The sequence below is a fragment of the Azospira restricta genome (genome assembly GCF_016858125.1).
Taxonomy (GTDB): Bacteria; Pseudomonadota; Gammaproteobacteria; order Burkholderiales; family Rhodocyclaceae; genus Proximibacter; species Proximibacter restrictus.
In genome coordinates this window covers 876,807-899,560 of record NZ_CP064781.1, presented here as the reverse complement: position 1 = coordinate 899,560, position 22,754 = coordinate 876,807, and the positions used below count along the sequence as shown (strand labels likewise).

At 60.3% G+C, this 22,754-nt stretch carries 14 protein-coding genes; all 14 read left to right on the top strand.

All coding sequences use genetic code 11. From position 1 onward, the window contains the following. Window positions 1-6 precede the first annotated feature (6 nt). The 14 genes from traD (at window position 7) to IWH25_RS04230 (ending at window position 22,746) form a co-directional block, all read left to right on the top strand. A complete protein-coding gene (gene traD, locus IWH25_RS04295) occupies window positions 7-2,163 on the top strand; it encodes a type IV conjugative transfer system coupling protein TraD (protein WP_203388125.1) in 2,157 nt (718 codons plus the stop codon). Then, entirely contained in the window at window positions 2,160-2,909 is a 750-nt protein-coding gene (locus tag IWH25_RS04290; protein WP_203388124.1) for a TIGR03747 family integrating conjugative element membrane protein, read from the top strand. Before traD ends, IWH25_RS04290 begins: the two co-directional genes overlap by 4 nt. 95 nt (window positions 2,910-3,004) lie before the next feature. Next, window positions 3,005-3,223: a hypothetical protein gene (locus tag IWH25_RS04285; protein WP_203388123.1), complete on the top strand. Its 219-nt coding sequence runs from the start codon at window positions 3,005-3,007 to the stop codon at window positions 3,221-3,223. Next, complete coding sequence (locus IWH25_RS04280) at window positions 3,220-4,125, top strand: DUF4007 family protein (protein ID WP_203388122.1); 906 nt, start codon at window positions 3,220-3,222, stop codon at window positions 4,123-4,125. Before IWH25_RS04285 ends, IWH25_RS04280 begins: the two co-directional genes overlap by 4 nt. Further along, window positions 4,118-7,576, top strand: coding sequence for a hypothetical protein (locus tag IWH25_RS04275; protein WP_203388121.1), 3,459 nt, complete (start codon window positions 4,118-4,120; stop codon window positions 7,574-7,576). Before IWH25_RS04280 ends, IWH25_RS04275 begins: the two co-directional genes overlap by 8 nt. After that, a complete protein-coding gene (locus tag IWH25_RS04270; RefSeq protein WP_203388120.1) occupies window positions 7,554-8,381 on the top strand; it encodes a phosphoadenosine phosphosulfate reductase domain-containing protein in 828 nt (275 codons plus the stop codon). Before IWH25_RS04275 ends, IWH25_RS04270 begins: the two co-directional genes overlap by 23 nt. A 70-nt stretch (window positions 8,382-8,451) precedes the next feature. Beyond that, complete coding sequence (locus IWH25_RS04265) at window positions 8,452-10,788, top strand: ATP-binding protein (RefSeq protein ID WP_203388119.1); 2,337 nt, start codon at window positions 8,452-8,454, stop codon at window positions 10,786-10,788. Then, entirely contained in the window at window positions 10,724-12,742 is a 2,019-nt protein-coding gene (locus IWH25_RS04260; protein ID WP_203388118.1) for a hypothetical protein, read from the top strand. Before IWH25_RS04265 ends, IWH25_RS04260 begins: the two co-directional genes overlap by 65 nt. Before the next feature lie 28 nt (window positions 12,743-12,770). Beyond that, on the top strand, window positions 12,771-14,621 hold the full coding sequence (locus IWH25_RS04255; protein WP_203388117.1) for a hypothetical protein: 1,851 nt from the start codon (window positions 12,771-12,773) through the stop codon (window positions 14,619-14,621). Beyond that, window positions 14,614-16,140 carry a hypothetical protein gene (locus tag IWH25_RS04250; RefSeq protein ID WP_203388116.1) on the top strand — a complete coding sequence of 509 codons (1,527 nt, stop codon included), beginning with the start codon at window positions 14,614-14,616 and terminating at the stop codon, window positions 16,138-16,140. The genes IWH25_RS04255 and IWH25_RS04250 overlap by 8 nt, the downstream gene beginning before the upstream one ends. After that, a complete protein-coding gene (locus IWH25_RS04245) occupies window positions 16,137-21,413 on the top strand; it encodes an FtsK/SpoIIIE domain-containing protein (protein WP_203388115.1) in 5,277 nt (1,758 codons plus the stop codon). The genes IWH25_RS04250 and IWH25_RS04245 overlap by 4 nt, the downstream gene beginning before the upstream one ends. Before the next feature lie 331 nt (window positions 21,414-21,744). Continuing rightward, the gene (locus IWH25_RS04240) at window positions 21,745-22,119 is read left to right on the top strand and encodes an integrative conjugative element protein, RAQPRD family (RefSeq protein ID WP_203388114.1); all 375 of its coding nucleotides are present in this window, start codon (window positions 21,745-21,747) and stop codon (window positions 22,117-22,119) included. Continuing rightward, window positions 22,116-22,355 (top strand): TIGR03758 family integrating conjugative element protein, encoded by a 240-nt coding sequence (locus IWH25_RS04235; RefSeq protein WP_203388113.1) that lies wholly within the window; start codon window positions 22,116-22,118, stop codon window positions 22,353-22,355. The genes IWH25_RS04240 and IWH25_RS04235 overlap by 4 nt, the downstream gene beginning before the upstream one ends. Before the next feature lie 22 nt (window positions 22,356-22,377). Then, the gene (locus IWH25_RS04230) at window positions 22,378-22,746 is read left to right on the top strand and encodes a TIGR03745 family integrating conjugative element membrane protein (RefSeq protein WP_003294215.1); all 369 of its coding nucleotides are present in this window, start codon (window positions 22,378-22,380) and stop codon (window positions 22,744-22,746) included. Window positions 22,747-22,754 lie beyond the last annotated feature (8 nt).

The window sequence follows — 22,754 nt, the reverse complement described above, 5'->3', positions numbered from 1 at the left end:
GCGCAAATGGCCCAACCGCATGCGGTCGAGGTTCTGCTGCGGCCAGCGGTGGAGCTTTATACCGTGGCGGTCTGCGCCGGCGCCGGGATTCTGTGCCTGGTGGCCCCGTGGTCGCTCGCGCTGAACCCACTGCTCGGCCTGGGCTCGGCACTGGCCTTCCTGACCTTCGGCGCGATTCGCCTGCGCGATGCCTGGGCGATCCTGCGCTATCGCCGCAACATCCGCCGCCTGCCGCGCTACGTGATGACCAGCCGCGACGTGCCGGTGAGTCAGCAACGATTGTTCGTCGGCCGGGGCTTTCGCTGGGAGCAGCGACACACGCACCGGCTGATGCAGACCTACCGGCCGGAGTTCCGCCGCTATGTCGAGCCGACGGCGATCTACCGGGCCGCCCGGCGGCTGGAGGAGCGGCTTGAATTCGCGCCGTTTCCCGTCTCGACGCTGGCGCGCGCGCTGGCCTGGGACAGCCCGCTCAACCCGGCACGACCGCTGCCGCCGGTCGGCGGACTGCCGCGCCTGCATGGCATCGAGCCGCACGAGATCGATGTCACCCTGCCGCTGGGCGAGCGTGTAGGCCACTCGCTGGTGCTCGGGACCACGCGCGTGGGCAAGACGCGCCTGGCCGAGTTGTTCATCACCCAGGACATCCGCCGCAAAGTTCGCGGCGAGCACGAGGTGGTGATCGTCTTCGACCCCAAGGGCGACGCCGACCTGTTGAAGCGCATGTACGTCGAGGCCAAGCGCGCCGGGCGCGAGGGCGAGTTCTACGTCTTCCACCTGGGCTGGCCGGACATCTCGGCGCGCTACAACGCCGTGGGCCGGTTCGGGCGGATCTCCGAGGTGGCCACGCGCATCGCCGGACAGCTCTCGGGCGAAGGCAACAGCGCCGCATTCCGCGAGTTCGCTTGGCGCTTCGTCAACATCATCGCCCGCGCCCTGGTCGAGCTGGGGCAGCGGCCGGACTACCTGCTGATCCAGCGCCACGTCATCAACATCGACGCGCTGTTCATCGAGTACGCCCAGCACTACTTCGCCAAGAACGAGCCGAAGGCCTGGGAGGTCATCGTCCAGCTCGAAGCCAAGCTGAACGACAAGAACATCCCGCGCAACATGATCGGGCGCGAGAAGCGCGTCGTCGCCCTCGAACAGTACCTGTCGCAGGTGCGCGTCTACGACCCGGTGCTCGATGGCCTGCGCAGCGCCGTGCGCTACGACCGGACGTACTTCGACAAGATCGTCGCTTCGCTGCTGCCGCTGCTGGAGAAGCTCACCACCGGCAAGATCGCCCAACTGCTCGCGCCGAACTATTCTGACCTCTCCGACCCGCGGCCGATCTTCGACTGGATGCAGGTCATCCGCAAACGCGCGGTGGTCTACGTGGGGCTGGATGCGCTGTCCGACGCCGAAGTCGCGGCGGCGGTGGGCAACTCGATGTTCAGCGATCTGGTCTCGGTCGCCGGCCACATCTACAAGTTCGGCATCGACGACGGGCTGCCCGGCGCCGCGGCGGGCGCCAAGATCCCGATCAACGTCCACGCCGACGAATTCAATGAACTCATGGGCGACGAGTTCATTCCGATGGTCAACAAGGGCGGCGGTGCCGGCGTGCAGGTGACGGCCTACACGCAGACCTTGAGCGACATCGAGGCGCGCATCGGCAACCGTGCCAAGGCCGGCCAGGTGGTCGGCAACTTCAATAATCTGTTCATGCTGCGCGTGCGCGAGACCGCCACCGCCGAGCTGTTGACGCGACAACTGCCCAAGGTCGAGGTGTACGCCACGGCGCTGATGAGCGGCGCCACCGACAGCTCCGACCCGCACGGCAATACCGCGTTCACGTCCAATACCCAGGACCGCATCAGCACGACCAGCGTGCCGTTGATCGAGCCGGCGCACGTGGTGGCGCTGCCCAAGGGGCAGTGCTTCGCGCTGATCGAGGGCGGCAACCTCTGGAAAGTCCGCATGCCGCTGCCGGCACCCGATCCCGACGAAGCCATGCCCAAGGATCTGCAGGAGCTGGCCGGCTACATGCGACAGCACTACGTCGAGGCCGGCGACTGGTGGGAGAACCAAGGCATCCCCGGCCTGCAGGACAAGGCGCTGCCCGACGACCTGCTGGACGACTTCAAGCAGATTGCCGCCGCTGAAGAGGCCGAAGCATGAGCGATCCGGCCGTTGCGGCCCAGCGCCAGCAGCAACGACAGCAGGGGCTGATCGCGGGCCTGGTGACGCTGCCGTTTCGCTTCTTCGGCGTGCTGTGCGGCGCGCTGCTGCTGTGCATCCTGATCGAATGCGTCGGCATGCACTTCTTCTGGCCCGATCAGAGCTGGCGCCACGCGCAGGGCATGCTGCACTACGAGCTGGATCAGCTCTCCTCACATTTCACGCGCAGCGCTCTGGTGCAGGAGCCGGGGCGCACCGCGTACCGTCTGGTCGAGCAGGGCTACGACTGGCTGTTCGTGAAGAGCGGTCTGCTGGACTGGATACGCGACGCCTCGGCGCAGGCCAGCGCCGGCAGCCATCGCCCGACCAAGGATTTCCGCCACTACCTGGGTCTGGTCTACGTGAATCTGGAGAGCTACCTGATCGCCTCGGCCTACACGGTGCTCGTCTTTCTCGTGCGGCTGCTGGTGCTGTGCCTGACCCTGCCGCTGTTCCTGATGGCTGCCTTCGTCGGGCTGGTGGACGGCCTGGTGCGCCGGGACATCCGCCGCTTCGGCGCGGGACGCGAATCGGGGTTCATCTATCACCGCGCCAGGGCCAGCCTGATCCCGCTGGCCGTGCTGCCGTGGGTGACTTACCTGGCACTGCCGGTCAGCGTGAACCCGCTGCTGATCCTGCTGCCCAGCGCCGCATTGCTCGGCGTGGCGGTGTGCATTGCAGCGGCGACATTCAAGAAGTACCTATAGATCATATATTGTGCTCATGCGCTGTATCGGCGGAGGGCACCGTTGGGTTAATATCACCCAGATTCAAGACTAGCTTCCGCTCTGGCGGGTACTTCATGAAGATTCATTTCGGTACGAAAAAAGTACAGAAAATGGGGAGAATTGCCCTCACCGAAGCGTTGCTGCGCAATGCCGGCATCCAGGAGGGCGATTCAGTGGATTTGTACTTCGACGCCACTACCAAGGCCATCATTATCGAGCGCACGCCATCAACCGAAGCGGCTGAGGCTTCCCTCAGCGCAAAGCGCACCAAAACCAGGGCCAAAACACCATGACCATCGCCGATCGCTTTTCCGGACACGAGTCATTCGTCTGCCGATACGGCTGGCTGCCTAAGGCTTATCAGGCGGTCTCGGTGGATCCCGACCTTCTGAAGGATGAAGAGCGGGCGATGCATACGCTGGGCATCGGCCGCAACATGCTGAAGTCGTTGCAGTTCTGGTGTGAGGCCATGGGCGTTCTTGTCCCCGTGGCGGGGCATGGTCACCAGCCTGGCCCTATCGGACGCAAGCTGCTCGACCCCGAGCACGGGTCGGATCAGTATCTGGAGTCTCTTGAGTCGCTGTGGTTGCTGCATTGGCGTCTGTGTACTGGTGCGGCACTAGCGGCTTGGTCGGAAGTATTTGGCGAGGGGCGACTTGTGCGCTTCGACCGCCAGCGGCTAGTCGCAGCACTGACCCAACGCGCCGAAGGCTCCGCCAGGCCGCTCGCCGCTAGCACACTGGAGCAGCATGCCGCCATCTTTCTCCAAAGCTACTACCAGGCCGAGCGCAACGGCGACGACACCTCCTGGTGCCCGCTGCAGGACCTTGCGTTGCTGCGCGCCACCAAGGAAGAGGATGGCCGTATCGTCTTCAATACCGATCTTCGTGCGCCGATCGGTTTGAGTCTGCGTGTGTTTGCGATCGCGTTGGTGGAGTTCGTGGCCTCGTCCGACCAAGGCTCCTCATCTGTGGATTTCCATCGTCTGCTCAAGGGCGTGAACAGTCCTGGGGTCGTCTTCCGTCTGGATGAACACCAATTGCGCACTTTCGTAGAGAACGTGGCACAAGGCCCGTTGCGCGATGCCATGCGTTTCGTCGATACGTCCGACACGCAAAGCATTGTGCTCCACCGCGATCGCATCGATCTGAACTACTTGCTTGAGGCACATGAGGAGGCTCCCGTCCATGCTTAAACGAATCATCGATGGCCTGGAGCTGAACGCGTACCACACCCGCTCGATCTCGCTGAGCCGCGATCTTCACGACGAAACGGCCATCTCCAGCTACCTGCCCACGCCCAATGCCGTCCAGGCACTAAAGCAGATCGGCACGTCACTTGTGGAGCGACAGAACCAGCGCGCCTGGAAAGTGGTCGGCCCGTACGGAAGCGGTAAGTCCGCGTTGGGGATCGTGCTTGCCCAATTGCTTACCGGTCGTGACGCTCATCCTGCGGTCTGGGAGATGTTGCGCGGCGCCTCCGCGTCTGTCGCCAACCTATTCACAGCCTCCAGGCGTTTCGCGCTCGCGATCGTGGGCGCACGGCTGTCGATCGGATTGGCGCTGGAAGCGGAAGTCCATCGCGCCCTGGATGGCTGGTCCCGCGGCAAGGAGGTCAATGCGCTGAGGCGTCACCTAAGTGAGCCGGGCTTCTACAAGGGACGCCCCATCAACGCGGTTGCCGGAGAACTGATGCGCGATTTCGCATCCGTCGCTCGCGCGCAGGGTTTCTCTGGCACGTTGCTCCTAGTCGATGAGGTGGGCAAGTTCGTCGAGCATGCCGCGATGCACCCGGAAGCCGGCGACCTGATCGCGCTTCAGCAACTGGCTGAGGAGGCATGCCGGCAAAGGGACGACTCACTCGCGATGGTCGTGCTTCAGCACCAGCACTTCGCCAGCTACGCAGCGGGCGTTGGGCGCGCCCTGGGCGACGAGTGGCACAAAGTTGCATCGCGCTTCGAGGAGATTCCCTTCGACGAGCCCGTCGAACGTTATGTGCATTTCGCGGCCCATGCTCTGGGCACCAAACCGGCGCTATACCGCGATCCGAAGCTCGTGGAAACCGCGCGGGATCTATTTGGCACAGCGCTGGAGCAATCCATCTTACGCGCGCCAACCTCCGCTGACCGTGGTCTGTTCCATCACCCCGAGAAGCTCTACCCGCTCCATCCGCTGACGCTCGCTTCGCTGGCTATCGTTTCCAAACGTTACGGTCAGAGTGAGCGCTCGTTCCATGCGTTCCTCAACAGCAGCGAGCCGGCGGGGCTTCGGGACTTTGCCCAAGTCATGCCAGCAGAGGGTTACCCCTGGTATCGCTTGGCTCACGTGTTCGACTATCTGGCCTCGGGCCATGGGTTGCGTTTTCGCGACCTCGCCGCCGAGCGCCGTTGGGCATTCGCACTCACTAGCATTGAGCGGCAGGCGAAGGACGCGGACGCCATCGTGGCACTCAAAACCATCGCCGTGCTGGAGTTGGTCCAGGCGCCACTCGCGCTACATATCACTCCGGAATTGGTCGCGTTCGCGATCGGCGGTCTAGAGGCGCCCGAGACGCGAGCGCTGCTTGATCGCCTTGTGGACCAGGGCCAGTTGATCCGCAGACACAGCCGTTCCGAATACGGCTTCGCCGTATCGGATGCCATCAACATCGAAGCGCTTTATGACCATGCGGCGCAGGCCGGCGACAACGAGCTCACCGTGCGTGGTGCCTCGCACGCTCTGGGGAATCGACTAGTCGTGGCCAACAAGCACTATGACCGGCGGGGAACGATTCGAACTCTGGCCATAGACGTCGGAACTGTTGCTGCTTGGCCTCATGCGGGCGCTCGCAGTGGTGACGCTGACAGGCAACCTGACGGCTGGCTACGCCTAATCCTGGTGACGGCAAGCTCGCATGAGGAGCAGCAAGCGCTGGACCGTTTGCGGAGCGTGGACGATCCGCTCAGCTTGCACTGCTGCCTGACGTTGTCCGCCCAAGGGCGCGCTGCGCTCGCAGAGCTGGCAATCTGGCTGGCAGTCCAGCGTGAAGTGGCCGCCAAGCGGCTGGATCCCTGGACCAGCCAGTACGTCGACAGCCGGCTCCACCAGGCCAAGGAGGATGTCGATGCGCTGGTGTTTTCCGCATTGGTGCCTAGCCCAGACCGGCCAGGGCCGGTGTACTGGCACCAGGGTGAGGCTGTGCCGGATAGCGAGTCGATGAACGTCGGCCAAGTGGCGTCTTGGATGTTCGAGAAGGTCTTCCACCGTGCACCGCGCATCATCAACGAGCTGATCAATAAGGATCGCCCCGCCTCCGCTATCGTACTCGCGCGTCAGCGACTGCTTGACGCTCTGCTGGCTGGCTCAAGTGCAACCCCTCTCTTCCGCGACAACGAGTACCCGCCCGAGCGGCTGATCCATGCAACGCTGCTGCGCGACACGGGCATCTGGCAGGCCGACAGCAACGACTGGAAGCTGGTAGAACCCAAGCCAGGGGCTCGCGTCGACATCTGCGCACTCTGGTCCGAGATCTCGCTCGTCATGGCGAGCAAGGAAGCTCCCACGTTCGAGCAGGTACTGCAGGCGCTGGCCGCTCCGCCCCTAGGGGTGCGCAGTGGCCCGGCCAGCGTTTGGATCACGCTCTATCTGATGATTCATCGCAGCCGCTGCGCAGTTTTCGAACGCGGCACGCTCGTGCTGGAACTTACGAGCGAGCATCTACAGCGCATGCATCGGAATCCGCATACATTCACGCTGCACGAACTCCCGCAGGCGCAGGGAGGCCCCGATTTGCTGCGTGACTACGGCACCGTGCTCGCCTCGCTTGGAGCCGCGCCTGGCAGCGACTCGACCTATCTGGAACTGGCTCGCGCGCTGTATCGTTGGTTCGCTCGGCTGTCGGATTTCACCCAGCAGACAGGGCGGGTCAGCAAAGATGCCGCGTTGATCCGCGCGGCCCTGCGCAAAGCGCAGGATCCAATACAACTCCTGACTTCGACACTGCCCCAGGCGCACGCCCAGAGCAAGGGGGCACGCCCCTTCCTGGAGTGGCTGTCAGCGGCGCTGACCGACCTGGGCATGAGCCAACGCAAATTGCAGGATACTGTCGTCACCGAGTTGGGGCAGGCGTTCGAGATGGTCGGCCCGCTTGGCAAGATTCGAAGCCAGTTGCAGGCAGAATGCTCGGGCACCGCCACCGGATTGGCAGATGCCCGGCTTAAGAGCTTCATGCTGCGTTGCACGGATCTAACGCTGACGGATGAGAAGTGGCTTGATTCTGTAGCCAGTCTACTCGTCCAGCGTCCTTTAGACGCCTGGACAGACGAGACCATCGACCGGTTTGCGCAGGCTGTGACGGACATTTCCGGCCACTACCGACGCTGGCTGCGTCTGGTGATGCAACGCAAGGGCGCCCCGCGCGCCGCCGAGCGCTTTGTGAGCCTGACGCTTACCAGCGCCAGCGGGCAGGAGTCCGCACTGCTGGTCGCCACGACCGAGCAGTCCGCGCGGCTCGCGCGCAGCGTGTTGGACCTGCTTGCGCAGGAGGCCGGTGCTGACCCACAGACCGCTGCTGCGGCACTGGCGCAGGCGCTGCAGGACCTGCAGGTGACGCGTGCACCGACGGATTTCACCGAGGAGAAGCGACATGGCAAGCGAGAAGCGGGTTAGGCACATCCTCAGCTTGTCCGGCGGAAAGGACAGTGCGGCGTTGGCCATTTACCTCCGCGACCGCGTGCCGGAGATGGAATACATCTTCAGTGACACGCGCAAGGAGCTACCCGAGACTTACGAGTATCTGCAGCGCATCTCGAACTACCTCGGCAAGGAGGTGGCGCATCTAAATGCAGATGTCGGGTTCGACCATTGGTACGAGATGTACGGCGGCATGATCCCATCCAATCACCGGCGCTGGTGCACGCGGGCCTTGAAGCTCAAGCCTTTCGAGCAATATTGCGGCAACGACGAGGTCGTGAACTACGTGGGGCTGCGCGCTGACGAGGACCGCAGCGGCTACATCAGCCACAAGCCGAACATCAAGGCGGTTTATCCGTTTCGCGAAGACGGGCTGGTGCTGCGCGACATCGAGGAGATCCTGCGGACTTCCGGCGTGGGCATGCCGCCATATACACGCTGGGGACGCACCCGATCAGGCTGTTACTTTTGCTTCTACCAACAAAAGATCGAGTGGGTCCGTCTCAAGGAAACGCACCCGGACCTGTACGAAAAAGCCAAGGCGTACGAGAAGCCATACGAGAAGACCGGCAATTTCTTCACGTGGAGCCAGGGGGAAAGTCTGGCGGAACTCGAACGGCCCGAGCGCATGGAAGAGATCAAGCGCGAGCACGTGATCCGCATCGAACGCAAGGCTCAGCGCCGCGAGAACGTGACGCTGATGGAGGTCTTCGCCCAGGCGGATTCCGCTGAGGTGCCGGAGGACGACGATGATCAAGGATGCCTCGTATGTCAGCTGTAACTGCTGTTGGGCGTAGTTGCTTGTGGGTATAACAGTCAAAGCTCGCGTCCTCCTTGAGCTCGGTGCGGAGTTGATCAGCTCCGACCAGATCGCGATCTATGAGTTGGTGAAGAACTCGTTGGATGCGCGGGCAACGCGCATTGAGGTACACGTTCGCGTCACATTGCCGCGCAGTGAATACCTCAGCATTCGCCAAATACTTGAGCGATCGACCCAGAAGAAGGAAAGTCTCTCCCGGGACACGGTTTGGCAAATGCTCGAAGCCGGCATGGAGCCCACGGCAGCACAGGCGAACCGTGAGGCATTCCTGGATAAGGCGCTGTCGGCGTCAAACGGTGATTACATCCAGGCACTAGATGCCGCCTACAAACACTGCAATTGGGTCGAGATTTCTGACGACGGTGGCGGCATGTCGTTCGAGGACCTTGGTGGCGTCTATCTCACGATTGGCACCACCCACCGCCTGGACGATCGACTGCGCGACAGCGCCCACACGGTGCTCGGTGAAAAGGGCATCGGCCGCCTCTCTGCCGTGCGCCTTGGTGATCAGCTTCACGTCTTGACGTCCAAGAAGGGCGATAAGGCGCTGCATGAACTCAAGATCGACTGGTCCACGATCAAGCGCAATCCACACCTCAACCTAGACGACTTCCCTGCAGCTCCTAACGTCGGCCCGAAGAAGAATAAAGCGTCTGATCACGGCACGATCATCCGCATGTCCAACCTGACGAGCGAGTGGTCGATCGAAAAAATGGAGTCTCTTGCGAAGACGGATTTCGCCAAGTTGGTGGATCCGTTCCTGACTTCGTTCAGCCGCCCGAATGTGCGACTGTACTTTAATGGACAGTCAGTCGACATCCCTTCGTTTCAGACGCGTCAGCTCGCATACGCGCATGCACGATGCTCAGCGAGTTTCGCGCTCGATGCTGACGGGCAACCTGTCCTATCGGGTGAGGTGACTTACAAGGCCTACGGACAGAGCAAGACCTTCAGCCTGGAGGGGATGCATCTTCTCAGCGCGCTGACTTTGAAGGGCAAGCGGCCAAGGACGGGCGAGGTATTCCGGCCAGCGGGTACCCTGATGCAGGGTCTTGCGAGCCTCGGCCCTTTTGAGATGGAGGCGCATTGGTTTAACCGGCAGAAGCTTCGCCTCGATAAACCTGATGGCTACGAAGCGGCTCTGCAGTGGTTGACGCGCTGGGGCGGAGGGTTACTGCTTTATCGCGATCACTACCGCGTATATCCTTATGCAGAGCCGCGTGACGACTGGCTTGATCTGGACGGCATTGCGTTGGCCACGCAGGGCTACAAGATGAATCGAAAACAACTGGTCGGTGCGGTCCGCATCTCCAGTCGTGGCAATCCACATCTGCAGGATCAGACCAATCGGGAAGGCTTGCGCGACACGGAAGAGAAAGCAGCGCTGATCGCGCTATTGCGCCACATCTTGGTGGTCGAGTTTAAGAGCTACCTCAACGCTGTTGAGGGGGCACAGGACGAGTCGGCGGCTAAGGAGTTTCCGAAGCTGGAGAAGCGCCTGGAGGAAGCCCAGAAACAGGCGCTGAAGCAGGTCCAGCACCTGAGGACCAAAGTCAAGGCTCCGGAGGACGTCGCGGCGATCAACACCCTGCTTGCTCGCATGACGGACATGTCGGAAGCCTGGGAGCGTTCGAAGATGACCGTGCGCGCCTATGAGGAGGACATTGACAAATACGTCCATCTCGCGGGCGTCGGCCTAATGACGGAGTTCATCTTCCATGAATTGGCGCGCCTTTCCGCAAACGCCTTGAAGCTGCTGCAGACCTACAAGCCGAGCAATGCCACCGAAAACCGCCAGCTTCGGAACCTGCGAGATCAACTGAGCACTCTCGAGAGGCGGATCCGGGTCCTGGACCCGTTGTCGACGCCGGGGCGTCAAAGGAAGGAATCGTTTGACCTAGTTCAGATGCTGCGGGATGTCGTGGAAATGCACGAACCCCAATTTGGGCGCCATGGAATCCGAGCCGACCTGACCGGTCTAGGCAAGGCGCCCGTGCTGATCAATGCCGTCCGCGGGCAGCTTCTGCAGATCGTAGAAAACTTCATCTCCAACTCGGTTTATTGGCTCAAGTTGCTTGCGACGACGACGAAGTTCGAGCCCGTCATCAACTTCAGCATCGACAGGGTTGCCAACACATTCACCGTTTTGGACAACGGTCCTGGAATTCCAGAAGACCGCGGCGATGAAGTATTCAATGCGTTCTTTACGACCAAGCCTTCTGGCGAAGGTCGCGGGATGGGTTTGTATATCGCGAAGAAGCTTGCGGAAGGTAATGCGATGGAAATCGCACTTGCGGAAGCTGATGAAGACCGGATCCATCATGGATTCGTTGTCAGCTATAGAGGGGCAAGGGATGGAGGCTCTTGAAGAAGCACTCGTCAAGCCGTTAAAGAAAGTGGTCGTTATCGACGATGCCTATGCATCGGCTGACCCCGCCGATATTGATGGGGAAGCGGTATCCCGATTTCGAGACACCCTACTCGATGTACCGAAGCGGTTGACGCAGGTGAAGAGGGAGTTTCGTCGCCCAGAGCTTGATCCCTCAGTTCCGCTGCACCTGGATGAGCTTCTTCAAGACACGGCCACTGTGGCCCGGCTTTGGGCTTTGCGAGAGAGGCAAGCTTGGTCCTGGCTAGAGGAAACCGTCTTCCGAAAGTATGCAGAGGACGTAGAAGAGAAGCGAGGCGCTCTCGAAGGGCTTGAGAGCTTCTTGAATCAGCAGAAATGGCGCGTCAACCGAGTTTCGAAGTTTGACCCCGCGACGCTCGATGTCACCGGATACCAGGTCATTTTTCTGGACTTCTACCTTAAAGACGAGAGAGACCCAGAGCGATCATTAGCACGCGCCGCGCAGCTTGCTCAACTGATCATTGATGCGAGACAGGAAGGTACTCTCAAGCAGTACCCGCTGGTTGTACTGATGTCGTCGAGACTAGGGGCGGCAGAACAGCAGGGAGTTTTCAAGGAACGAACGGGGCTTCGGGCGGATTTCTTCTGCTTTGTCGAGAAGAACCAGATCGCCCAGCAGCTCATGCCGAAGCTCAGACGCATGCTTGAGGGCTACCACGGCAAACAATCTTGGGCGCACATGCTCGACGAGTTCTGGCTAGGTGCCATTCGTGCAGCGATGACGTTGCGGCAGAGTCTGTCGAAGGTCGAGCCTTCGGAAATCGCGCTGCTTCATGAAGCTGAACTGGCTGTCGAAGAGGCTAGGCTGCCTGATTACCTGTCATGGTTAGTCTCGGAGTCGCTCGCGAGCGGTCTGCTGGAGGACGCGGGAGTGCGCGCCTTGGGCGTGCAACTGCCAGACTTGATTGGGCACAGCGCGTTTCCTGGGACGGTACCGCCCGGCAGTCGACTGGCCGAGATGTACGTGCGCTCGGTGATGCGGCTCGATATCACTGACGACCTCCCAGAAACCAAGCGTTCGCCGGTCCAACTTGGTGACCTCTTCGCGAGATTGAACGGGGACGGCACACCGAAGGAGTTCCTTCTCGTGGTTGATCAGAGCTGTGACCTCGCAAGGCCACACTCCAGTCAGAAGACCGTGGTCTTGTGCCTGCGCAGTGTTCCGCAAGAGATCAGTGACGTGGCACTCGCGTTCTATCGCACGGCGTATGGATCAGTCGACTTGGTCAGTATGACTTTCGGCGAGGGGCAAAAGTACTACCTGGCGAGTTGGGATCCGGTGAACCCCACGACACCGGAATTGGCGGACCTGTCCCAGCGCAGGGGTTCCATCAAACGGCTGGCTCGATTGAAGCCAGTTGCTGCGCTCGCACGTCAAGAAGACTTAACTCAGCGCGTAGGGCGGATCGGTCAGCCTGTTGCGCCGCCGTCGGTAACAGCGTATCGCGCAAAGCTCGTCCTGATAGGCAAAGATGGGTTCCAGAAGGAATTTGATGCCACTAAAGAGCCTTGGGCTTCAGTCATCATCGTGCAAGGGCGCCATATGCCCAAGCCAGATCCTGTCGACGGCGGCGCTGCATCGAGGAGTAAGACTAAGACAACGACGACCTTGAGTCTGACATCGGACTTCGGCGAATGGCTCTCGGGCAAGCTGGACCGCGCCCACCTGGCAGACGCTCAAGCTTCCAGCCAAGCCAATGTGCTGAAGCAGCACTTGACGGCTGGGACGGTACAGCGCGTGAGCTTTGAGAGCGGGGACCAGATTAAGGCGAGCCTTGGGCGGTCATGGAGAAAGGCGAGCCTTAAGAAGCCTTCAGCTGCCATCCATTGCGTCTTCGACAAGACCATACCGAAGGATCTGACGGACGCCATGATCGTGCTGCTCTTAACGCCTTATGAGCAGCAGCTCTGATACTTACTTTAATGCTGTTGGAGAAGGGATGATGACGGTTGACGCCGAAAAATGGATCAGCTTTGTCAGGCAATATGGTCCTCTCGCGCGCAACGCGAACATGTACGACGAGGAGATTCGACGCTGGTCGAAGAAGCTCAGCGTCACACCCATCGCCTTCGAGCATCCGCTCAGCCGCGATGTACTCGCCTCATTCACTGACCGCAAAGACGGCCACGGCGGCGTGGTCATACTCACCGGCACAGCCGGCGACGGCAAAAGCTACCTCTGCTACCAAGTATGGGAGGCGTTGGGAGGCTCACCAGACGCCTGGGCCAGCAATACGTCCTATTTCAAGCAGCCTGTAACGATCAATGGCCACACCTACACACTCCATCTCATTCGCGACCTGACACCGTTCTGCAAGAACGATCCGGACGGTTCAAAAGCCCAGCTTCTGCAGGAACTGAGCGCCGCGCTATTCGAACCCTCGTCCAACCTATTCCTCGTCGCCGCCAATGACGGGCCGCTCATCGAAAACTGGCGCAAGTTAGGCGGCCACGGTGCCTCACAGCGAGCCTTGGCGTTGTTCGAAGCCCGGCTCATGAACGACGAAGATCCAGAGCCGACCGACCGCCTGCATTTTTTCAATCTCAGCGCCGTATCCAGTGCGACCGTACTGGCACTTTGTCTCGACGCACTCCTTGGCCACGAGGGCTGGGAGAGTTGCTATGCGGTCGCACAACCGAACGGATTCTTCGGTCCCAGATGTCCGATCCGGCACAATTTTGAGCTCTTGCGCGACCCGCTCGTGCGTTCCCGGCTCGTGGCGCTATTCCAGCTTCTGGACTTCAACGAGCTCCATACGCCGATCCGGCGCGTCCTTCTACTGCTTGCCAACGCTATCCTGGGCCATCCCGCAGCTAAGGACGGTCTCATGTCTGCATCTGACGTGGCCAAGATCATCGCCGCTGGAGAAACCCACAAGGCGAGTCTCTTCGCCAATCTCTTCGGTGCCAATCTGAAGAGCGCGAAACGCGATGCGCAGGAAATCTTCGACTATCTCAGTCGGTTTGGCATCGGTTTTGAGACCACGAACCGGATCGACAACATCCTGATTTTCGGTTCGGAAGACGAGAACGTCAGCCAATATTTCCATGAGCTGGTCGAGGCCGACGGCTTCTATGGTGCAACCGAACGATATCGCGGGGAGCAACGCAGCTATATCGAGATGCCAGAGGCACAAAGCGGTGACCGGCACCCCTTCCTAGACATGCTCGTAGACCAAAGGCGCGGGTTGTTTTTCAAGATTCCAGACCCCCACGCCGACGAACTTAAACTTTGGTGTTTGACCGTATTCCATAGTGCTGGCGAATATCTGCACGATGTTGCGCAACCATTGAACGACGGCAAACGTGTGTCGCGTCAAACAGTCAGCAAACTCGTAAATGGGCTTAACCGCATCTTCACTGGACTCCTCACCACGACAAAGAGCGAGCTACTGCTAGCGACCAGTCTGTCGCACTCCGGCGCCAAGATCAGTCAACTGCTCGAAGACAAAATCGCCATCAACTCACACGGGCGTGTGGAGCGAGTTGAAATATCCCTGCACCGCGATTTTCCGCATCTCATCGTGACGCTGCCCAACGGACAAGGGAGATCGCTGGCCCTCAATCTCACGCGCTACGAATTCCTCATGCGTGTGAGCGAAGGCGCGCTACCTGGCAATTTCTCCCGCGAATGCTATGAGGATCTACTGGCATTCAAGAGCGCTCTTCTCTCGGCGGCGGCGATCGACCGTCATACGCCGGACGACGATGATGGCCTGACGTTCCGGCTCCTTGCCCTGGATCCCACCGGAAATGCCATCGACCAAGTTGTAGAGCTCTCAAATGACTGAAATCGTCCAGCTTCCTCCGCCGTCGGCGAGCTATCACGATGACAATGACCTTTGGCTCGATGAACAAATCTGGGGCCATCGACTGTGGGAGCAGGACCCATGGCTCCTATTCCTCGAATTTCTCTCGGTCGCAGAAGCTTCTCATGCAGCCGGACAGCTATTTGCAGCTGACGCGACGGAATTTCCATTCAGCTTCCGGCCGGCCCAACGGCCATATCTGCGTAATCTCTTGTTCAACAACGACAAGCTGCTGGAGCTCGCCGATCGCTATCCCGATAACGAGACCGGATGGGCTAAATGGCTCGAGTGGATGCAGAGCAACGCCAAGATGGTCGCCCACCGCGACTTTTCGTACCTCAAGAACAGATTTCAGAACTTCGAACAGCTCGTCAAAGTCATTGAAATGCTGCGCTCTGCAACGATTGAGAGCAGCATGAATAAGAGATGGAGTTCGCGCTTCGTATTTCCGTTCGGGCGCCATGCGATTTATGAAGACCTCAACACTGAGGGCAACCGCGAATACATCAATTTCACGCGCAACGGCGATCTGCTTTATCAGATGCTCGCACGATCAAGCGCCGCACCCGAGCTCGCGCGACATTTTTCACATCTGTTCGAGCGGCGCGATCCCTGCGATCGCCTGACCGAACTCCTCCAGCCGGAAATTGCCGAGGAGCGGCATACGCGAAGCGGCAGCTACCTGCCTTACGCCAAGCATCCCGCCTTTGAGGTGCTGGCCCAAGATTGGCTCGCCGTTCTCGATCTCCAGCTCCCAAGGTTCGACGCCTATCCGTACCTGACGACCCTTGGAGCACTTCATCTCACCCTTTATCAGCTACAGGTCGCCGCCCACGTCTGTGACAAGCCCAAGCCGCACTACATTTGCGAGGTTGTCGCGCCCAAGAAGACGTTGGTTCGCGAGCTTTCGGCAGGCAATTACATCGCGAACAACCAACTGTCGCTTTCGGCTGTCGATACCTATGTGCGAAACATCGGCAATTCGCCGGAATGGATCGCAGCAGCGGCAGAGCAGTCGGGATTTGCTACATGCCGTGAAATCATGCGAGAAAAAGTACGTTGGCCCGATGAGGACTACACCGGCCCAGTCGACCCTGACGCTCTCCTCGAAAATCTGCGTCACACAGCGCAGCGGCGCCATCGTCAGCATACGGCCAACATCCACAACAGCCTCGGACGAGGCGCAGGGCTGGTCTCGCGTCGCGGCACCAATCGGCTGCGCTACGCACCAACCGACGAACTCCTCAAGGCCCTAATCCTCGCCAACGTTCCGGTGCGCATGGACTACGGTCAATTCCTTGGCCGGCTCTACGACCGTTACGGCTTCGTCTTTGGGGAGCAGGAGGGTCAACTCGCCATCACCACGGAAGACTTCGACAAGCGCGCGTTTCAAGCCAATGCCTCGCGGCTCGAAAATCGCCTCAAGACCATCGGCATGCTACGGCGGCTCTCCGACGCCTGCGCCTATGTTGAAAATCCCTTGCGGAGATCCGCAGCATGAACGTCGCCTCGCTCGTCGGCGCAGTCGCCGCCGCCTATCTCCGCGAAGAACTCCAGGCCGAAACGGGCGCAGTACAGTCGACTGCGCGGTATGTACTCAATCTCGGCGCCGAACAGGTCGCAGCCGTCGCACGCGCCGTGCTCGCGGATCCGTTTCTCAATGACCGCATCGACATCAAGCTGCCGATCTCGCTTGTGAGCGGCCAAGGGCTGCCCGAAGAGACTCTGACGACCGAAAGCGCCACCTTCTATCGAAACGCTGATTGTCCGAAGGCCGCCTATCTACTTGCCGAACACGAACATGGTGAAGACGCCTCGATTCGTGAGATTGCGAAACTTGGCCCTCCTGAGCTGCTGGAGCGTATCGACCTTTGGGTTCGCGAGGCCTCAAAAGGCCTGCCTATTGCCCAGGAACAGCAAAAATGGTGGGAAAAAGCCCTGACCGGGCTCCGTGATCTTCGAATCGTCTCGATCGACCGCTTTGCGGCCTACATCTTGCGCACCCGCCGGGAAAACGACGAAGCAGGTCGCCCAATCATCGATGCGCTGGGTGCCGCAATGCCGGCACTACGTCTTCCCAACGACCCCGCGTGCTTCGGAAGCCTCAAGGAGCGCCAGCGCGGCCACGCATCGGCATGGAAACAGCAATTCAGTAACGCTCACAAGAGACGATCCGGGCTGCTCCTCAAGCAGACCTCAAGCCAGCTCCTGCTCAGCGAAGAAGACCTGCGCAATGCGTTCGACAAGGTTGCGCACCAGATCCCGAATGCCTGTCATCCCGCGATCGAAGCCTTTATTGGGGCGCCCAGCGGCTGGAACGCCCAGGCCGAAGCTTTAGCGGAACAAGATTGGGAGCAAATAAAGCCGATCTTCGATGGCTTGCAACGCGAGAAATTCAATCTTGGCAAGAACACACTTGAGTATTTCAGTGAGCTAGAAGAAGACAAGCTTGACGATGAAGAGCGGGAATATCTCAAGCTCTTGTCCAAGCGGTCGGAAAAGATCGATGAAGACACAGATTTTTATGAAGCCCACCGCAGCGAAATCAAAGACGACAAGAAGCTGAAGTCTGCTTGGGATCGCTTCGTATATGGCCGCCCAATTGAAACCACCGACTTCATTGCCGGCATTTGCGCGGTTATGGAGCCACTTTACAACCGCATGCCGCCGGGCGATCAGCGCAAGCTGAAAATCAAATGCGAATCCGCGACTAAGAGAGACCTGCGATCTCTCAACTATGAAGCCGGTCTCTATTTCGCGCACCGCTACGCCGGCCTGCGTCGCCTGTTCGGCGGGATGATCGATTGGGATGTCGGCGATCTTTTCGAATTCGACAAGCTTGTCTCCGACTGGAAAAAGGGCGACAAGGCCAAGAACAAGCTCAACACGTCGACCGCCAAACCGGCGCTACAACTCAAATTCGTCGTCGAATTAGAGACAACGGCCGACGGGGACAGCATTCAAAAGCACTCGACGCAGCTGATCTGGCGCTATAACCCCTCATGCGTCGCGAGCCAACTTGTCGACGATTGGGGGCGTTTGACCCAAAATCCTTTCACGGCCTGCCGCACACAGCGCGAATTCACCGCTGACAAATCGATCGATTTGGCCAACGTAAAAACGTTCATGCCGGCATTCGACCGTGATCGCGGCTCATTCGTACCAGCGGCCAAAGCTGACCGGAATCTCGACGCGCTTTGGCGCAAAAATCTCAAAGAGTGCGTTGATCAAGCCTATCTCTCCGCCCAGGATGCCAAGACGTTGGGTGAGGCCTTTACAACCTTTGAATGTGCCTACAAGCTCGCAATCGGCGACTTCTCGACGAAAGGAGGCGGCGCCGACTCCGTCCTCAATCAGACCACAGCGTACTCCACGCTGCTCGAAAGCGTCCTCACACTCGCCAAGGGCGATCGCAATCGCGACAAGCTGCTCAAGCCACTTCTCATGATTGGTGTCGCGCCGATCGACGGCGGCAGGCCGGCGGCCGTCGTCGCGCCCTGGCATCCGATGCGTCTCGCCGCCATATGGCGAAAGTCTAAGCTTGCCGTCGATCTCGTGAGTCAGGTTCTCGGCAGCATCGAGGCAGAGGGCGATCCCAAGCTGTTCTTCCGGGATATCGCTCATGATCTCGAGCACGCGCTCTACCCCGAGATTGTACTGATCTGGACGAATGACGGCCCACAATTCCTTACGGTAAGCGATGTGGTCGCCGACTACAGCCTGCATGAACCTCCCGTCGCCGACCCCAAAGGCGAGAACGACACCAATGAAAGCCCAGCTGAGGGCGGCTCCTGCGTCCATGACCTCGTCAAGCGCTATCTCGCCCTACAACCGCACGAACGGTGCAACATGTCGGTCGTACTGTTCAACTGCGATTCCGCGCGGCTGCCTCAGGCGGTCGTGACAAAGATCGGCGGCATGCAGGACGACGAGGACGACGTTCGATGCCAAGTTCTGCTGCGCCACATCGAAAGCCAGAAGCTTCGTAACATCTATTGCTCGATCTTGAGTTCCGAAGCTACGGCAGACGCCTATAGCGCGAGTGAAGCCTCTCAAGACTTCATGGCCCGTCTGCGGATTTCGGTGATTGCTGACCAGGCGCCACCGCCCAACCCCAAAGACGGCCATCCATACGACATCGTCTTCTCGCAAGATGTCATATCGCGTCACGCGCAACTTGAATGGTATCTCGAACAAAGCGAACCAGCCGACATTCGTACGCTGTTGCCATCACGCTGGTCGCGCCGCCGGCCGGCTGCCCGAGACGACCTTAAATCAGCGGTCTTCCTGTGCTGCCCGGTACAAAGCGCCGAAGGCTGGGCCTATGTCTCTGCCGTCGCGAGCGTTTTCAAAGGCGACCGCGATGAATCGACGGCCAAACGCCTTTTGCCCGTCCGCCAGCTCGATTTCGCCGACGGCCGGACCAAACGCATCTTCGAAGAGACCCACGACCTTGGCAACTGGGTCGTCAATTTCGACGAGCTTCTCGACCGGCGTCAGTTGATGAACCACCAGGTCCGGGTCATACGCTACAAACAGCTATCGACCCAGGGCCGCAACCTGATCATCTCCTCGCGCGCGCCAATGACGCTGCTGCGCTCGATGATTATGAGCCGCCTCAAGGCGCTGCAGCTGCCGCTGACCGATGCCGAGGTGCGGGCACTTGCCGATCGCCTGATCGACGACGCCAATGATGTATCGGGTGACATCGTGCTGCGCGCGGCCACATGCGGCCAGAGCGCCAGCGAACTGATGGGCATCGTGCTGAGCCGCCGCATGTTGCGAGACGACTTCGGTACCGATCAACTGGTCGGCTGGTACTTTCTTGATGACTACGCGTCCTGGCTTGGCCAGCGCGAACAACAGATCGCCGATCTGCTTGCGATCTGCCCCCAAGTAGCCGAAGACAGCACACTGCGGATCACGCTCGCTGTCAGCGAAGCGAAATACGTCGAAATCGAGAGCCTGGCCGCCAAGCGCAAAGAGTCGCAAAAACAGCTGCGCGATACGCTCGAGCGCCTGGAAGACGCCATATTCGGCGATCCGGAGCGGCTCGACCGCCAGTCCTGGCTGGCTCGGCTGGCTGACCTCATGCTTGACGGTATCCGCATCCCGGCCGCCCGCGGCATCGATCTCGGCGAATGGCGCCGCGCCATGCGCGAAGGCCGCTGCGAGGTCCACCTCAAAGGCCTCTCGCACGTCTTCGTCCCAACCTCGTCCGACATCGACGATCCGACGATCGCGACCGAAGTTCCCGACGCTCGTTATGCGTATCAGGAAATCATCGGCCGCAAGGCGCTCAAGCAGCTATTGATGGCCTACTGGCACGACCAGAACACCGCCGACGTCCGGCGCGGCATGGGCTTCTACCATATGGACTTTGAGCCAACCTGGCGTGCTCCGGGCTCTGGCGTCGCATTTCTCCGCAGCGCTTATCGAGCGCCTGTCCGCCGACCGGCGTCCCGGCCCGCGGTCCCAGTTCCTGAACCGACGCCGGACACGCCTGCGGAGGTGCCAACGGAACCAAGCATCGAATATCTGCTCCCCACGCCGGTTCCCAGTGACAGCGCGTCGTTACCAGTCGATTCTTCGCCGGCACAGGCGCAAGCTCATTGGGCCTATTCGGAGATCGGCGATTTGATCGCGTCGGCACTTCACTTAGCGCCCATCGCGCCCGAAGAAGAGGAATGGCTCAAGCAAACAGCCTTTTCGACGCGCAGCGCCCTGCAGCAGCTACAGCTTCAGGCAAAATTGATCGATTCGGCTCTTACGCCCAATTCTGCGCTACTGAAGTTCGCCGGCAACGCCAACCTGACCGTCGAGCAGGTCTTGAAGAAACGGTCCGAGCTCTTGACGACCTATGGGCTGAACGTTATCTCGGTCCGCCCAGAACCCGGTGCTGTCATGATCGCAGTGGAGCGCCCCAAACGCCAGACCATCGACATCCGCTCCCTCTGGGCCGACTGGTCACCGGCCTCGAACGGTTGGGGCAATCAGGAGCTCATGATTGCGGTGCAAGAAAATTCGGGCGCTCCTCTATTCCTCTCACCTGGGAAAGACCACGCGCCACACACGCTGATCGCAGGCAGCACCGGCAGCGGAAAATCCGTGCTGATGCAGAACATCATCATGGGAATCGCCGCGACCAACACACCGGAACAAGCGAAGATCGTCCTGATCGACCCCAAACAAGGCGTAGATTATTTCGCTTTCGACAGGCTGCCCCATATCGACGGCGGCGTCATCGATGATCAGCTCTCGGCAACTCAGCGGCTCGAAGAACTCGTGGCCGAAATGGACCTCCGCTACGCTCGCTTCAAGGAAACGCGCGTATCCAATCTGGCCGCCTACAATGCCAAGGTCGCTGCAAACGAACGCCTGCCTGTCATCTGGCTCATTCACGACGAATTCGCCGAATGGATGCTGACCGAAGACTACAAGGACGCCGTGTCGGCGATCGTTCAGCGACTCGGTGTGAAGGCTCGAGCTGCGGGCATCTATCTCATTTTCGCCGCCCAGCGGCCGGATGCCAACGTTATGCCGATGCAGCTACGCTCAAATTTGGGCAATCGCCTGATTCTTCGGGTCGACTCGGAAGGAACATCCGAAATCGCTCTTGGCGAAAAGGGCGCAGAACGTCTGCTGGGCAAAGGTCACATGCTAGCGAAACTCGAAGGTGAAAGGGGGTTGATCTACGCCCAAGTTCCATTTGTCGACATCGAATTCGTCGAGACGCTCATCAGGAGAATGCTCAAGGAGCGTACGACCGCCTAGGGTGACCCGCGACATCAGCTTTGAGTGCGCGACATCGCGCTTGGAGTCGCCCTGACCCAGCCGTATCGGGGCATGGCGGTACTCGAGTATCTTGGTGCTCCCGCGGGCGCCGCCCTCCTCCTGTCGAACAAGAAGCCGGCCGGGTAGAGGCGGATTCCAAAGTCGAGGCATCTCTCCGAGATTGACTGACTCCATTACGCCGCCCGAACGCCTACTGACTCCCGTGTGCCAGTCAGTGACAACACGGTGGTGCCGTGGTCCATATTCTTTACGGCACCAAGCAATAACGTGCCACAGCATTTAGCCATTCACGTCACGAAGGAATGGTTAGATGGGACAGACCTGCCAAGGCACTTCCCTAAGGCCTCGCTTGATGGCAGTGTTGTCATTGTCATTAGCGGTATCGCTATCAGCTCTGCATCCCGCCCATGCTGGGGACGACGCGTCAGAGCGTGAACAGGTCGCCGCACTCGCCCGCCAACTCGACCTGATCGACCGCCTCGCCGAGCACGCCGCCCATACCGCTCCGCAGGAACGCGCCCGCTACCATTTCGACTACGCCCGACTGCGTGCCGACCTGAACCGCGTTCGCGCCGGCCTGCAGGACTATCTCGTGCCCCAGCGCGCCCAGCCGCGCGATCCCGTCCCGCTGGCCGGCGATTACGTCCGCCGCGACCGCGCCGACGACGAGGAGCCGTCGCCATGACGCCCTCTGCCGACCAGATCGCCGCCTTCCAGGCCAACGGCGGCTTTGCGCCTTCGGCCGTCGCTGCCGTGGTGCTGGGCTTCGTGTTCGCCGTATTGCTGCTGTGGGGCGTGTGGGCCATGCGCACCGCCTACGTCGGCTGGGCCGAGCACCGCATCACCGAACGTCAGTTCCTCGGCGTCGTCGTGCGCTTCGTGGCGATGTACCTGGTGCTGACCTTCTTCCTCCTCTCCTGACCGTCACGAAGGGCCATACGCCATGAACACGCCAACGACATCCCATCGCATTCCGTCCCGCATCGCCGCTCCGCTGCTGCCGCTGGCGCTCGCGGGCCTGCCGCTGTCGGCCTTCGCGCAGGGCCTGCCGACCATGGAAGACCCATCGCGCGGCCAGGGCAGCGGCATCCTGCAGACCTTGCAGAACTACGGCTACGACATCGTGCTGCTGATCGCGCTGCTGGTGGTCGCCTCGATGTTCGTCGGTGTCTGCTATCACGCCTACACACGCTACTCGGAGATCCACACCGGCCGCGCCACCTGGGGCCAGTTCGGCCTGACGGTCGCCGTGGGCGCGATCCTGCTGGTGGTCGGCATCTGGCTGCTCACCAAGGCCACCGGCGTGCTGTGAGGGCGGCA

What these genes read in the sequence shown, in the direction of transcription:
- traD (WP_203388125.1), top strand. Translation starts at nt 7, where the DNA reads ATGGCCCAACCGCATGCGGTCGAGGTTCTGCTGCGGCCAGCGGTGGAG.
- IWH25_RS04290 (WP_203388124.1), top strand. Translation starts at nt 2,160, where the DNA reads ATGAGCGATCCGGCCGTTGCGGCCCAGCGCCAGCAGCAACGACAGCAG.
- IWH25_RS04285 (WP_203388123.1), top strand. Translation starts at nt 3,005, where the DNA reads ATGAAGATTCATTTCGGTACGAAAAAAGTACAGAAAATGGGGAGAATT.
- IWH25_RS04280 (WP_203388122.1), top strand. Translation starts at nt 3,220, where the DNA reads ATGACCATCGCCGATCGCTTTTCCGGACACGAGTCATTCGTCTGCCGA.
- IWH25_RS04275 (WP_203388121.1), top strand. Translation starts at nt 4,118, where the DNA reads ATGCTTAAACGAATCATCGATGGCCTGGAGCTGAACGCGTACCACACC.
- IWH25_RS04270 (WP_203388120.1), top strand. Translation starts at nt 7,554, where the DNA reads ATGGCAAGCGAGAAGCGGGTTAGGCACATCCTCAGCTTGTCCGGCGGA.
- IWH25_RS04260 (WP_203388118.1), top strand. Translation starts at nt 10,724, where the DNA reads ATGAAGACCGGATCCATCATGGATTCGTTGTCAGCTATAGAGGGGCAA.
- IWH25_RS04255 (WP_203388117.1), top strand. Translation starts at nt 12,771, where the DNA reads ATGATGACGGTTGACGCCGAAAAATGGATCAGCTTTGTCAGGCAATAT.
- IWH25_RS04250 (WP_203388116.1), top strand. Translation starts at nt 14,614, where the DNA reads ATGACTGAAATCGTCCAGCTTCCTCCGCCGTCGGCGAGCTATCACGAT.
- IWH25_RS04245 (WP_203388115.1), top strand. Translation starts at nt 16,137, where the DNA reads ATGAACGTCGCCTCGCTCGTCGGCGCAGTCGCCGCCGCCTATCTCCGC.
- IWH25_RS04240 (WP_203388114.1), top strand. Translation starts at nt 21,745, where the DNA reads ATGGGACAGACCTGCCAAGGCACTTCCCTAAGGCCTCGCTTGATGGCA.
- IWH25_RS04235 (WP_203388113.1), top strand. Translation starts at nt 22,116, where the DNA reads ATGACGCCCTCTGCCGACCAGATCGCCGCCTTCCAGGCCAACGGCGGC.
- IWH25_RS04230 (WP_003294215.1), top strand. Translation starts at nt 22,378, where the DNA reads ATGAACACGCCAACGACATCCCATCGCATTCCGTCCCGCATCGCCGCT.